The 13,273-nt window shown below is 41.1% G+C and carries 17 protein-coding genes, 2 tRNA genes and 2 pseudogenes; 9 read left to right on the plus strand and 12 right to left on the minus strand.

Annotated elements, in window-relative coordinates; genetic code table 11:
• The first annotated feature begins 171 nt into the window (after window positions 1-171).
• From KDK67_RS07465 to KDK67_RS07490, 6 genes are all read left to right on the plus strand, one after another.
• Window positions 172-417, plus strand: a complete 246-nt coding sequence (locus KDK67_RS07465) for a hypothetical protein (RefSeq protein WP_250868180.1) — start codon at window positions 172-174, stop codon at window positions 415-417.
• A gap of 354 nt (window positions 418-771) precedes the next feature.
• The gene (locus KDK67_RS07470; protein WP_250868181.1) at window positions 772-987 is read left to right on the plus strand and encodes a hypothetical protein; all 216 of its coding nucleotides are present in this window, start codon (window positions 772-774) and stop codon (window positions 985-987) included.
• Window positions 988-1,070: 83 nt separating this feature from the next.
• Complete coding sequence (locus KDK67_RS07475) at window positions 1,071-1,226, plus strand: hypothetical protein (protein WP_250868182.1); 156 nt, start codon at window positions 1,071-1,073, stop codon at window positions 1,224-1,226.
• The gene (locus KDK67_RS07480; protein ID WP_250868183.1) at window positions 1,223-1,408 is read left to right on the plus strand and encodes a hypothetical protein; all 186 of its coding nucleotides are present in this window, start codon (window positions 1,223-1,225) and stop codon (window positions 1,406-1,408) included. Before KDK67_RS07475 ends, KDK67_RS07480 begins: the two co-directional genes overlap by 4 nt.
• Before the next feature lie 5 nt (window positions 1,409-1,413).
• Window positions 1,414-2,184 carry a hypothetical protein gene (locus tag KDK67_RS07485; protein WP_250868184.1) on the plus strand — a complete coding sequence of 257 codons (771 nt, stop codon included), beginning with the start codon at window positions 1,414-1,416 and terminating at the stop codon, window positions 2,182-2,184.
• 12 nt (window positions 2,185-2,196) lie between these two features.
• Window positions 2,197-3,795: a phage NrS-1 polymerase family protein gene (locus KDK67_RS07490; RefSeq protein ID WP_420846929.1), complete on the plus strand. Its 1,599-nt coding sequence runs from the start codon at window positions 2,197-2,199 to the stop codon at window positions 3,793-3,795.
• 419 nt (window positions 3,796-4,214) lie between these two features.
• Here KDK67_RS07490 and KDK67_RS07495 read toward each other — a convergent pair whose 3' ends face one another.
• From KDK67_RS07495 to KDK67_RS07500, 3 genes are read right to left on the minus strand one after another with little or no spacing between them, the layout of a single operon-like run.
• Window positions 4,215-4,760, minus strand: a complete 546-nt coding sequence (locus KDK67_RS07495; RefSeq protein WP_276575090.1) for a M48 family metallopeptidase — start codon at window positions 4,758-4,760, stop codon at window positions 4,215-4,217.
• The gene (locus tag KDK67_RS14535) at window positions 4,760-4,990 is read right to left on the minus strand and encodes a type I restriction enzyme endonuclease domain-containing protein (RefSeq protein WP_420846930.1); all 231 of its coding nucleotides are present in this window, start codon (window positions 4,988-4,990) and stop codon (window positions 4,760-4,762) included. Before KDK67_RS14535 ends, KDK67_RS07495 begins: the two co-directional genes overlap by 1 nt.
• A gap of 45 nt (window positions 4,991-5,035) precedes the next feature.
• On the minus strand, window positions 5,036-5,725 hold the full coding sequence (locus tag KDK67_RS07500) for a hypothetical protein (protein ID WP_250868187.1): 690 nt from the start codon (window positions 5,723-5,725) through the stop codon (window positions 5,036-5,038).
• 116 nt (window positions 5,726-5,841) lie between these two features.
• Here KDK67_RS07500 and KDK67_RS07505 point away from each other — a divergent pair.
• Together KDK67_RS07505 and KDK67_RS07510 are read left to right on the plus strand one after the other, a co-directional pair.
• Window positions 5,842-6,033 (plus strand): annotated as a pseudogene (locus tag KDK67_RS07505) (IS5/IS1182 family transposase); the annotation flags it as partial.
• 72 nt (window positions 6,034-6,105) lie between these two features.
• Window positions 6,106-6,300 carry a hypothetical protein gene (locus KDK67_RS07510; protein WP_250868188.1) on the plus strand — a complete coding sequence of 65 codons (195 nt, stop codon included), beginning with the start codon at window positions 6,106-6,108 and terminating at the stop codon, window positions 6,298-6,300.
• 81 nt (window positions 6,301-6,381) lie between these two features.
• Here KDK67_RS07510 and KDK67_RS07515 read toward each other — a convergent pair.
• From KDK67_RS07515 to KDK67_RS07535, 5 genes are all read right to left on the minus strand, one after another.
• A tRNA-Gln gene (locus KDK67_RS07515) sits at window positions 6,382-6,454 on the minus strand.
• A gap of 49 nt (window positions 6,455-6,503) precedes the next feature.
• On the minus strand, window positions 6,504-7,595 hold the full coding sequence (locus KDK67_RS07520) for an OBG GTPase family GTP-binding protein (protein ID WP_250868189.1): 1,092 nt from the start codon (window positions 7,593-7,595) through the stop codon (window positions 6,504-6,506).
• 50 nt (window positions 7,596-7,645) lie between these two features.
• Window positions 7,646-8,863: a molybdopterin molybdotransferase MoeA gene (locus tag KDK67_RS07525; RefSeq protein ID WP_250868190.1), complete on the minus strand. Its 1,218-nt coding sequence runs from the start codon at window positions 8,861-8,863 to the stop codon at window positions 7,646-7,648.
• Between the two features lie 49 nt (window positions 8,864-8,912).
• Entirely contained in the window at window positions 8,913-9,791 is an 879-nt protein-coding gene (gene ilvE, locus KDK67_RS07530; RefSeq protein ID WP_250868191.1) for a branched-chain-amino-acid transaminase, read from the minus strand.
• Window positions 9,792-9,892: 101 nt separating this feature from the next.
• Entirely contained in the window at window positions 9,893-10,423 is a 531-nt protein-coding gene (locus KDK67_RS07535; protein ID WP_250868192.1) for a hypothetical protein, read from the minus strand.
• A 183-nt stretch (window positions 10,424-10,606) separates the two neighbouring features.
• On the opposite strand from KDK67_RS07535, the gene KDK67_RS07540 reads away from it, so the two are divergent.
• A tRNA-Arg gene (locus tag KDK67_RS07540) sits at window positions 10,607-10,681 on the plus strand.
• A 323-nt stretch (window positions 10,682-11,004) separates the two neighbouring features.
• On the opposite strand, the gene KDK67_RS07545 is transcribed toward KDK67_RS07540, so the two are convergent.
• The 4 genes and pseudogenes from KDK67_RS07545 to KDK67_RS07560 all read right to left on the minus strand — a co-directional run.
• Window positions 11,005-11,583 (minus strand): hypothetical protein, encoded by a 579-nt coding sequence (locus KDK67_RS07545; RefSeq protein ID WP_250868193.1) that lies wholly within the window; start codon window positions 11,581-11,583, stop codon window positions 11,005-11,007.
• The gene (locus KDK67_RS07550; protein WP_250868194.1) at window positions 11,580-11,879 is read right to left on the minus strand and encodes a hypothetical protein; all 300 of its coding nucleotides are present in this window, start codon (window positions 11,877-11,879) and stop codon (window positions 11,580-11,582) included. Before KDK67_RS07550 ends, KDK67_RS07545 begins: the two co-directional genes overlap by 4 nt.
• 183 nt (window positions 11,880-12,062) lie before the next feature.
• Window positions 12,063-12,761: a hypothetical protein gene (locus tag KDK67_RS07555; protein ID WP_250868195.1), complete on the minus strand. Its 699-nt coding sequence runs from the start codon at window positions 12,759-12,761 to the stop codon at window positions 12,063-12,065.
• Window positions 12,762-12,912: 151 nt separating this feature from the next.
• Window positions 12,913-13,146, minus strand: a pseudogene (locus tag KDK67_RS07560) (ISH3 family transposase); the annotation flags it as partial.
• Window positions 13,147-13,273: the final 127 nt, after the last annotated feature.

The following is a 13,273-nucleotide window of genomic DNA, read 5'->3' on the forward strand; positions in this document are numbered from 1 at the left end:
CACCAATCATTCCACATCACCCCAGAATACCCCAAACAACGCTCACCAGCCAGACTGTGTACTCAGTTCGACTAACCTCGCGATAAGATCTCACTGGATATCCACCCATAAGCAATATCCCCATCTCTATCAAAAGGATGGATAACGTCCTCTTCTAATACAAATCCCGGCATGTTCGACTCGACAGCAAGAAGTTCCACGCTCGCAGCAGAGCAAATGGATGCAGTACCAGGGCATCAGTTGTCGTATCGCTCATTTTATTCGTATCACACGATCCAGTACATTACAAATCTGCTTCTCGTTGGAACTGCCACTAAACGCAGGTCTGCGTTGAGTGTGATGGTAGCACCTTTTCTCCCACGGACGTTGCAAGGTATCAAGGGGGAGCAGTTGAGTGGAGCACAAATTGAAGTATAAATAACAGCTGATAACTCGCATCAAAATACCAGGGGGGTGTATGTATTATTATTGTAGGGCTGTTTTCCCTTGCTACCCGGATTTTTCAAAACACACTTCCTAAAAAAATAGCAGGTGATTGCGACATATATTATTGAATACTCAGACTATTTTCCTGTTTTTTGAAGTAAATATATGCCTAAAAAAGTCCCATAGTTAACTTCATTTTTCACTAAATAATTTCATTTCAAATTAGTGCACATAACAATCCTAACATCTTTTTATATAGGCCGACTAAAAATATAGGATTTTTTTATATAGAGCAAATTCTTACGAATATGTACTGGTGTGTAGCACTATACACACGGAGGTACTATGAAAAGAAAGATAACAATTACAGTGGATTCAAATATCCTTACAAAATTTGATGAGATACGGGGATTGATCCCACGCTCAACATATTTGAACCAAATGATGAACGATAAAATTGAGACCGTAACTGGCATGTTCGTGCAAGATCATAAAACCAGCTACAGTCAAGCAGCATCCAACAGCCACTTATGTAATAAATGGAGGGACGCAGATGTTTAACATGCTTTATTCTGATTTAAATTTTTGTAATAATTGCCAAATACTCCACATATTGACAATTGCTCCTGGAAGGAAGGTGGCCAATGACTGACACTGAAGTTCTTCAGAAGCATCCACTCATTCAAGAGTTTGCATCTGTACATAATGATCCTGAACTTTATCAGATCATTGAGAAGACCAATCCCACACTCAAGATGCTTGTAGACGTGGCCAGTGAGATCATGGGGGACTATCAATGAGTAAAACTGAGCTCGTACGACTATCTCGTTTTCTGTGGGATCATCTTGATAGTGATGAAAAAGAGATGCTGGCTAAATATGATCCATTTGTGTACAAAATTCTAAGTGGTGACGTGATTTTTACGCTCAATGTCTGGGATTATAGAATTGCATTCATACATGTTATGAATATTTTGGAGTGAAAACAGTGACACAAGCTCCACGGATCAAAGTAAACGAAGAGGGTATCCCTCAAGAGCTCAAAAAGGTTCCACAATGGGTACTGTATAAAATCACAAAGGTAAAGGGCAGGGACACAAAAAAACCATATCGTGCAACCTGTAAGAAATCAAATCCTAACAGACAGGGCGACGAGTTCGCAAGTTCTACTGATCCGGATACCTGGTCTACATATGAGGAAGTTATCAAAGACTATAAGACCGGACGGTTTGCAGGCATCGGATTTGTACTTGCAAATGGTTACATAGGCATGGACTGGGACCACATCCATGACATAGAATCAGATGAATGGGATTCCAAAGCACTCCAAGAAATACATAGTATGGGAAGTTATGGAGAGTTGTCTCAGAGTGGCACAGGTGTCCATGTTATAGGAAGGGGTAATGTCCCGGGGGAGAAAGGAATCAACAAACCTGATGGGGAGATGTATGACCAAGGCCGTTTTTTTGTCGTTACTGGTCAACATCTAAAAGAGACATCTACAGAAATCAATGATGTCTCAAAAGAAGCTATACAGGCAATGTATGACAGGCTCAATCCATCGAAGAACCATACTTCATATGTGAACATCCCTAGGACAAAGACAGAACTTACTGATGAAAAGGTCCTTGCATTATGTATGAGTGCCACAAATGCTGACAAGTTCGAAGCACTCTGGAATGGAGATCTTACAGATTACCGTGATGATCAAAGTGCTGCAGACCTGGCACTATGCAATATATTTGCATTTTACACCTAGGACTGTGTTCAGATTGACCGGATATTCAGACAATCTGCTTTATATCGTGAGAAATGGGACGCGAAAAGGGGTCAGAATACCTATGGAGAAATTACAATCAAAACGGCTATTGAAGGCGTGACATACATATATACGCCATCAAAGGAAGAGAATGGGGAAGATGGTCAAGCGGAGGGTAATGGTCACACAACCAGCCAACAAGATTTAGTGGACTCATACCCAGAACATATCCTGAAATTGGCTCATATAATTCTTGAAAATGGGGATCCATTGTCTTTCTATGTGGAGACATGGAGCAAGCAACATGTGGGGGATGAGATTATAGGTAAGTCCTGTGCGTGTGCTGTTGCTGCAACTTTTCTTACAAACACAAGGGGGTTGCATGTAAAACCAAGCGGAGACAGTGGAAAAGGCAAATCTGACGGCACAGAGAATTACTTGAAGCTGGTTCCAGATCACAAAAAGATGGTGGGTTCTCTCTCAGGCAAAGCGGCATTCTATCACCCGAACATGAAAAAGGGGACAATCATCTATTCTGATGACGTAAAGTTCGATGAGAACATAACTGCCACCATCAAACAATCGACCAGCGATTACCAGAAGAAAACCGCACACAACACCGTGGTAAAACAGAAATTCAAATCACTCGACATCCCTCCACGCGTAAGTTGGTGGCTCACTTCAGTGGATGGTTTTGACGACGAACAGATGTCCAACCGCTTCCTTGGAATGGATGTGGATGCAAGCAATGTCCAGGACAAGCTCGTGTTCAACAAACAGGTGGAAAATGAATTGTATGGAAGCACTCAAGGAGTGCTGGATACTGATATACTGCTATGCAGAGCAATGTACGATATCCTAGGACTGGATGAATACGAGATAAGAGTCCCATTCGCTGAATGCATCGAGTGGTCCAACAAAGAGAACCGCAGGAACTTCCCCATGTTCCTGGATATCGTGAAGAGTGTCACGTTCTACAAAATCAAGCAGCGTGAGAAGTTCCACGGGGCATATTTAGCCACGATGGAGGACTTTTACAAGGCAAAAAATATCTATCAAGGACTGGCTGAAACCAATGCAACCAACCTCACGGAAAAGGAATTGAAGGTGGTGAAATACATGGATAGCAAAAAAGGCACAGAGGTGGAACGGAAGGATATTGGAAAACTGCTAAATGTCTCTCTCACATCTGTGAAGAACCTCATGCATGGCCAATACAACAATGGTGGACTATTGAACAAGGTACCTGGGTTGTATTTTGAAGAGGCGATAGTCAAGGTAGGTGAAACAAAATCCACAAAAAAATATCTTTACTCATTTGACGTTGGCCTAGGTTTTGATGCTTATACTGATGTTGTGGGTATTCGTGAAGATGAAGTGGAAGATGCAATTAGGAAATTCAAAGAGGAATTCGAGGATATTCAGAAAGAGAAAGAAAGAATAATTGCTAATGATATCGATGCAATCACTATAACCCCGCTGCAACCTCACTATAACCTCACTACAACAGAAGATAATAATACAAAAACAAGTACAATAGATAGAATAATAAATAATATTCTAAAAAATAAAGAAAATGATACTAGTGTGTGTGGAGAAAGTGCACTTTGACTATTTTTCCATCTAGCTGTGGAGTAACACTAAGTTTTAGTCAAAAATCAGCAAAAACTATAAAACTGTCCGATGGTGCTGAAAATAGGGAGTTGCAGCGATGTTGCAATGAGGTTGTACCGTCTTTGAACGGTTGTACGACACCAATTTTTAATCATGGGGGATCCGGTTCATTAACACTTGATGATATTGCGAAAGCACAAGCATAATCAGGAAACTTGAAAAATAGATATGATTTGAACCTCAAGTTTCCACGAAATCATTATAATGTGGGAACAGAAACGAATTGTTTAACGTTTTTCTGAGGGGAATGTCAAGCTTGAACTATAAAATGAGGTTCACCTTCAGCTGATCCTTTTCTTTTGGTTAAAAGTCGTAAATAAGATCTCCCTTCTTCATCCAAGTCTTCATATTTTTTCTCAATTGAAGCGCAATTGGTTCTTCTTGGAACAGCTACCCCATTTCTCCTTCAAATCCTGAATCTTAATTAAAGAAGGTTCATCATCAAAGTATTTTAGATACCTTTTCACCCTTTCATCAATTACCTGTTCGGCTTTATGGTGATAATATTCAAGAAATAATGGTTGCAGATAGCTTTTATATTCAAATTCAGGAACATCGACAGGAATAGTGGCATGAAATTTCCCCTTCAAGAACTTCAATGCAGGTTCATCACCCTTATTGACCTTGAGCCTGTATCTTCTACCCCTTAACAGGTATTTTTCACCACTGATGAACTCTTTATTGGATTCATATTCAATTACTTCATCCATTCTGTCAATATTGTTGATAATCCACTTTGCCCTTCTGAAAAGATTGGTTGTTAGAGCATCTTCTGTCATGCCCTGTGGAGCCTTTACAGTCATCCTATTATTGTGACCGATTGTCAACTCAATGGTCTTCTTCCGTCCTGTAAAAATTAAATCGTAGGGTACAGTTGTGTTTCCAATCTGTATAGAATGCATTATAGGATATTCCTGACAAGATGAATGATATTTTTACTTTCTTTGTCAGCAGTATTTACATCATACCCTAATTTATACAATGACCGCTTGACCTTCTGTAGCATTTTTTTCTGCTGGTCTTGTTTGTGCTTCCAGTCAATTACCGCAAGTTCATCCAGTGTTTCGAAAATAGATTTTGATACTGCATGACCTGTGCTTTTTATAATTTTAAAAGTTGACCATGCCTTGATTTATGCAATAAATAGTTCAAAAAAAGAAAAAAAGGAAGTTCAGTTTTAAGCTTCATAGAAGCGTATCTGAACTAACTTGCTTCCATGGTTGTCATACTGCCAGAAGTACGATGGGTCTGGATAGAGAGCAGAGTCAAATGTATTTAGATTGTTCAGGTAATCGAAAACCCATACATCATCACCCGGACTCAACATTCCGATTGCATCCGGTTCTTCCTTTGCACTTACATAAAACAGGTCTGTAGCATCAGTCCATTGTGCTTTTTTAGATTTAGAAACCTGTACGTCCCCTATATCAAAGTAGTAGGTATCGTTAGCCTTTACCCATCCAACAATGTTTGTGTATGCATTTGGTTTAGCTTTGGCAGCAATGTATACATTGTATTTTCCTGGTGCCAGCTGGAAGGCACATGTACCATCATCAAATGCATTTCCATCGATGACAGTAAACTCGTCTCCCTGTGTTATATCTATTTGAATACCAGGAATTACGGTTTCAACCCCTTCGTCCCAAACAGTAATATTAAATTCACTGGTGTTATCAGGAACGAACATTGTGTTTCCGTTATCATAACCTTCACCATTACCTTTCCAGTCAACATCTTTTCCAATGATGTTCAGGGTGTCGTGAGGACCATTGAAGTTTGTCCCTGGTTTGGCTGCTTGTACCGATACTGCTAGCCCTGCCAATATAAGCACAGCTAGAACCCCTATTGTTATCGTTCTTATATTCATTAGTACCCCCTCATTAAATATGAGATAATACAAATGTGGTATCTCTTCCTATATATATTCGATGCAACTCATTATTATGAGCATAATATGAAAGCTTAATTATTTCATTTGACTAAGAAATCTATCATCGACGTAATTTTGTTGAAACAATGTTTTCAGTCCTGAAAGGAAAATATGTGGAGAGTCTCTGTGCAAGGAAATATGGAAATTAAGTAAAAGAAGTGAAACTAAAAGTATTGATACACAATCTTGACAGGTATGTCAAAATTGTGTGCTTAGTTTGGAGGAGGATTTCTACAGAGCCGTAATACTAGTAGTTTTAATTATTATATCACCACAATTTATATAGAATCTTTTGCTCGCGACATGATGGCTGTTTGATGGGCAACATTAATCCAAACGTATTTGGCAACGGGTCATTTGCCGATATTGAGAATGAAGTGAAAAAACTATATGGATGCAGCTCCAGAAAAAGGCTTCATCCTCTCGACAGGATGGGAGATCCCGCTTCAAAGCCGGCGATTATAAAATCAAAAGCATTGAAAATAAATCGTCAAATACTAAATGTTGAATGATGATATGCATTCATAGCAAAAGTTCGATTTCAAAAAAAGTAAAAATGACCTGTCAAAATAGGACTATCTAAAGAAATTTAGTAGTCCCGCCCGGATTCGAACCGGGGTCTCAAGCTCCAAAGGCTTGAAAGATTGACCGCTACTCAACGGGACTTCACACCTTGCATAGGCATAATAATACTTATTTGTTATGCAAAAAATGTTTATTTTTGTATGATAAGGGTCAGAAGATCACCATCTTCAAGATAATGGTCAAGACCGGCACGCTGACCGGGGTGTTTGGCTGAGGGGCCCCATACCTGGGAATACCTGAACTTATCCCTGAAATCGCGGTGTAGACGTTCACAGATATCACCAACGGTAACGCCGTCCGTCACTATAAGAGGCTCATCCATGTCGGCAAGGCCGCCTTGCGGTTTTAGATATACTCTGATGAAATCCAGGGAATCGTATATGAGGTCCTTCACAGCCTCGAGGTTCTTCTCCTCGTTAGCGGAAATGAACGTTGCGTCAGGGAATAGCTCCTCCATCTTATTGAGGATCTCCTCATTGGCAAGATCGACCTTGTTCACGACCACGATTGAAGGAACGTATACCCTGTTACCCATGATAACATCGATGAGCTCGTCCACATTGATGTTATCCCTTATCAGAACATGGGCGTTATGTATCTTATATTCACCAAGTACTGCCTTGATAAGATCATCAGTGAGCTCCAGCTCCATCGTAGTACTGATCGTGACCCCGCCGCGGTCCTTCCTCTTGATAACTACATCCGGACGGGTAGTGTTCAACCTTATTCCGGCATCATAAAGCTCCTGTATAAGCACTTTATAATGCTCGGGCTGGAAAACATCCAGCAGGAACAGTACCAGATTGGAATTACGCACAACAGCTATGACCTCTCTCCCGCGGCCACGACCACTTGCCGCACCCCTTACCAGACCAGGTACATCAAGCACCTGAATGGTCGCGTCCTTATAGTCCAGCACACCGGGAATGACATCAAGGGTGGTAAACTCATAGGCACCCACCTCTGAATTAGCGCCTGTGATCTTGTTCAGTAACGTGGACTTACCCACAGAAGGGAAACCCACAAGAGCAACAGTAGCATCACCGGACTTCTTCACGGAATACCCTTCACCGCCGGATTTGGTAGAAGCCTTCTTTACAACCTCTTCTCTTAAACGTGCGAGTTTAGCTTTCAATCTACCTATGTGATGTGAAGTAGCCTTATTGTAGGAAGTCTTACGTATCTCATCCTCAACTGCCTGAATATCTTCCTGTATGCCCATCTGTTCCCTACCACAACTTCAATATAAAAAAGAGTTTCCTTAGAAGAGCCTCATTTGAACGCATCATCGAAAAAAGTTACCACAACTTCCATTCCTTTTTTGACCATAGGAACATCCGCCGGGATCTCAATAAAACCACCCGCATACGCAAGGGTCGTGATCGCTGCTGAAGACCTGCTGGTCGAGAACACCACACCATTTTCCAGCCTGACCGCCAGCAGCTCATGCCGGGTGCCGGATATGATATCCTCACCAAGAACCGCAGTCAGAGTCTGCTTTTTAGCCATTGGGCCACCCAGGTTCCTTCTGATAAGAGGCAATATGAACTCATAGAAGACCGTAAGTGAAGACGTAGGATGTCCAGGTAAGGCAACGATCGGAATTTCATTGATCATCCCTAAAACCACCGGTTTACCCGGCTTGAAATTAAGACCGTGAGCAAGAACATTTCCTTGCTCTTCAATAATATCATACATGAAATCATCGGGTCCTGCTGACGTACTGCCAGAGGTCAGAACAATATCACATTCCCCAATCGCCTTTTTCACTACAGCACTTACCGCATCCTGATCATCCTTAATAAGACCATAAGCGATCGTATCAACACCTAATTTTGTTGCTGCCGCATAAAGTGAATAAGAATTAGTGTCATAGACCATCCCAGATTGAAGACTTGTTCCGGGCACAGCAAGTTCATTGCCCGTAGAAATAATTCCCACCTTCATAGTATTGACAGCAACCTCACGCATGCCAATAGCTGCAAGAACACCAACCTCCCGAACACCTATGGTCAACCCCTTGGAAAGCAAGCAAGCATTCTTTGAAATATCAGAACCTGCCAATATCAAAAATTTTCCTGTCTTTACAGATGTTTTCACAAGGACCGTATTGCCATTAAGTTCAGTATCCTCGACCATCACGACAGCGTCAGCACCATTCGGGATCGGACCGCCTGTTGCAACCTCGACGGCCTCCATCTTGCCTACCTGGTACTGAGGAGGCTCCCCCACTGGAGAAAAACCTACCATATTTAACGCGACGGGAATATCACCTGCAAAAGCAACATCCTCCGAACGCACAGCATAGCCATCCCTGAGAGACTTATCAAAACCAGGCACATCGATGGTCGATACGATATCCTCTGCCAGAACCCGACCTGTTGACCTCTCAATAGGAATAGACACTATGTGTGTCCTAACCTTTACCCCTTTGAAAAGGGATCTCGCATCTTCAATAGAAAGAAGATCCCGCAGTATTTTTCGTGACATTGTAAGTTCAAGTTTAAAAATAAAAGAAAGTGAGAATGATCTTTAAAGATCACTTAAAGATAGGCGTACCAATGCTACCAGTAACTTCCTCGAACGCAGCAACCGCAGCTTTTGTGATAGGACCGACTGAACCATCGCCGATCTTGCGACCGTCGAGCAGTGTAATAGGTGCCGCCTCTGCCGCTGTACCTGTAACAAAGATCTCATCTGCAGTGTACATATCGAAAAGACCGAGGTTCTGAACAATGACCTCATAGCCACGCTCTTCAAGAAGCTCGATTGCGGTTGCCCTTGTGATACCTTTCAGATTGTTGACTGTCGGAGGGGTGTAGATCTTGCCGTTCTTGATAACAAATATGTTGTCACCGGAACCTTCGGAGACGAAACCGTTCTGGTCAAGGAAGATAGCCTCATCGCCACCCTTAGCGTTCGCTTCGATCTTGGCAAGGATGTTGTTCAAATAGTTCAATGATTTGATGTTAGGGGACAGTGCGTCAGGGGCATTACGCCTGATACCGACTGTGATGGCTTTAAGGCCGACCTCATAGAGGTCGCCATACATTGCACCCCATTCCTGTGAAATTATGTAGATGCTTGGCTCTGGACACTTGCGTGGGTCAAGACCAAGATCGCCGATACCACGTGTGACGATAGGGCGGATGTATGCATCAGTGAGATTGTTCTTCCTCAATGTCTCAAGGATGGCCTCTGTCATCTCAGCCTTTGTGATAGGAACTTCAAGAGCAATTGCCTTTGCGGAATCATAGAGCCTGTCAACGTGCTCATCGAGCTTAAAGACACGCCCGTTGTATGCTCTGATACCCTCAAAAACACCGTCTCCGTAAAGGAAGCCGTGGTCATAAATGGAAACTGTAGCTTTGTCCTTTGGGACAAACTCGCCGTTGTAGTAGATCAGTAATTCGCTCATAGTGGATCCTCATTGAATATACCGGTAAAGGTATAGTTTGTAAATATTGTACCCAACATGTTATCGCTAATATATATCAATATTTGTAGCACCAAACGAGATCAGAGTTTTGAGTCATAAAACTCCTTGAATATTATAACATATTCTCTCAAATTCATCAAGAATGAAACAAGTATGAATGGACCAAATATAAGAAAATTGATATTACTTGAAGAATCAGAAATCAAAATTACCAAAACCAAAGCAATTAGGCCAAACTGAACAAGAGAATATCCCCAAGCAGCCTTATTCGGCCCGTTCTTTAATGCATAGGCTGCCCAGTATTTAATATTTGTAACATGCCTGATCGAGAATGTAGAATTAATATCAACATCATCCATTGCTTTTAAAAATGACTGTTTTCTTATGCCAAATATCTTGCCGGATGAAAAGATAGCCAGTAAAAGTATAATTACAAATGCAAACCCACCAATTATCGGTCGATCAAAAAGAATAAGAGCCGTTGCTAAAGCCATAAGTATCCCAAAAACAGATGGAAGATAACTTTTCTTATGCCTTATAGAGTGTACTAGGTTGTAAAGGCTAATCGCTGCAAAGAAAATAATACCAATTATTAAAATTGCTTCATCCATGTGTGACACCTTACTGTTTCATACCCCCATATTCAAACAGATACAGATCATTGAGAATAAATAAACATTCCGAAAGTATAAATTTAATCAGTATGCATTAAGCAAATATAATCGCCTCCTGTACAAAAGGCTTTTATGCATAAACATCCATGTCACATCTCATCCGCCCAGAATAACAATTTTGGGCCCGTGGCTTAGCCAGGATATAGCACCGGGCTTCTAACCCGGGGGTCGTGGGTTCAACTCCCACCGGGTCCGTTAGAAATGTTTAGAAAGTCCTAAACAGATATCGATGTTTTCAAAAATTCGGTATCTGTTTGTTTGCTTTTTTGTACTTAACCTCAGTGGCAATTAGCGTACGCTCTTGGCCAGAAATTAATCTGACTTAACCATTGCTTAATTCGTGGGAAGGGGTGGCACACGTTAGCCAGGATTATGCCCCTCATTGAATTCTGTGCAAGTGTGCACAGCTTAAGCAGGATGGCAGCAGCTGGAAGCCCACGGCCTGCCCGTACTCAGACATCTCGCACCCTTGGAGCAAAACATATCACCCACATATGTATTTTTTATTAGAAATAATTTCAATCATATTTCCTTAACAACAAAAAAGCACCTGACACGGCAATCGACATACCCGCAAGTCCAATGAATGGAATCTCATTGCTTGGAATCTCTTCATCTGTTTCATTTTTCGATTCCGATTCTAATGTTGCCTCATTGGCCAGGACGAATTCAGTTGTCTTGTTCTTATGATCCAATTCTCTCAAAATTATATCTTTATCGGACAGTAGGTGTTTCCCAGGTTCCCCATACAGAACCTTGAACCTGTTATCACTGACATCTGCATCTTTGAGCATCAGGAGCACGGTTTCATTTTCAGTAAATTTTGGCTCGCCTATACGTTCAGAAAATTTGCCAATTTCCGTTATCACAGTGATCTCTTCCAAGGGCAGAGGACCCATCAGCCATTCATCTACTTCTATTGCCACTTCAGTGCGGTCATAATATTGCTGAATATCAGTTACAGTCCCGGTTATAATTCGATTGGAATGATTTATCTGATATGGAATTTCAAATGCTTCTGGTGTCCATATAGTTGCTGTAGCATTTGTTGATGAGAAGATCAATATTAGAATTAAAAACAAAAGTGTTCGTTTCATACAACATCCATCCCGAATTCAAGTTCATCTACAAGCTCTGCATTAATTCCAATGTTTTCGAACATGGTTTTAAGAATCACTTTCCCATCTTCAAGTGAAAAGCTATCATGCCCGATGTTAATTTCCACATTCAAGGTGCCCATGTTGTCAATCAAGATTGCATACTCAGCGTTTCCTGCTTTGTGATTTATTTTTACGTATCCTGTATGAACAAAAAGATTTCCTGGGTTTTTGAGATCTCTGGGTATTTTATCACTGAAAGCAGGAATGTCGCAAACAGGAGCAGGCTTATACACAAAAGAGATTGTTTCAGGAACAGGAGTAATGTTACTAGAGTCAGCAAAAAACCGAAGATTGTTGGTAAGATACTTGTTTTATTTTTTCTGTATGCAACCGCATTGTAAACGGTCATGAAGGCAAAGAACACAATTCCCAGTATCCAGATGATTTCTATCATGCTCATATTCCTGATTTCTTCATTAATGAGTTAAGATTTTCAGTATCTCCCGAATCTCCCCGATGGCATTTCTATTGGAACAAGCGTCATTCAGATTCAAATCAGTAGAGATATCATATTCAGAAGCAACGGCGAGCACATGAAATACCCTGCGATTTCCGAGTGATTCGACAGGAATGCTTGCTCGGAGAATGGTACCCTCTGCCTCCATTTCCTCCAGATCGATGTTATGATTCCAGAGGCTGTATTCCTGAGTGGCTATGTAGAACACATACTCTGCGTCCCTATCCTCATCGATCTCTCCTGCAAGTTCCATCTCTAAGATTACAGAGTCTCCTTCAACACGAGACTCCAGCCGCAGAATGTCAATGTAGTCAGGTCTATCTATTTCTGAGTCTGCATATCCTGCATAACTGACATCTTCTATTGGGTCACTTATGCGAAACTCGAGATCATTTCCTGTAAATGAACTGTACAGGGAAAATGAAAAGAGGAGCACAATTATTAACGCCACCAAGATGATGTTTTTTCTGCTAAGAAAATCGGTTTTATTTTTCATTACTGTAACAGATGGGGCAGCTAGCTTTGGAAGAAAGAGGATCCCAAGAATACCAGCTATGCTCCCTGCGAAAATCCCACGTATCCAGAATGGGAAGTCATGAAATATTGTCAGTGTCAAAAAGAATACGCAAACTCCTGCGGTGGCTACCAGCCGACTCATTTTTAGCTGCCTGTATTTAGTAAAATATACCAGGAAAGCCGTGCAGAAAGGGACAATGCTCAGAATGATTATGATAAATAACAATCCTACGAGCGTGGGAACATTCGTCATTTTTCACTCACATTTATTTTGCTGAATTTGCTTTGTAATCTTTTCGGGGAGACCATTTTACTCCATAAACAACAAATCCAAGGTTTTCACATCCGTTTTTACCTCTTTTACCTTTCAGATACTTTACATCAACAACAATATTCAGATGAATCTTCTTTTTTTCTGAGTTCTCCATCGTGTATTGTGCGTTCCTGGCCTTCCTTCCGATAAGCATCTTTTTGATCTTCTTTCCTCTTCTTACAACAGGAGTTATATGGGGAATCTTTTTATTTTGGGATCTCCTCAACATCGAGTGGGTAATTTAACATCTTCATCTTCCAATTCAATTCTATGGAAGATAAAGAACTCATTCAAATTGCACTTGGCTTATCATCTCCTTGGTTTGTGAAAGATATTGACCT

This window comes from Methanococcoides seepicolus (assembly GCF_023684405.1).
In the GTDB taxonomy this organism is placed as follows: Archaea; Halobacteriota; Methanosarcinia; order Methanosarcinales; family Methanosarcinaceae; genus Methanococcoides; species Methanococcoides seepicolus.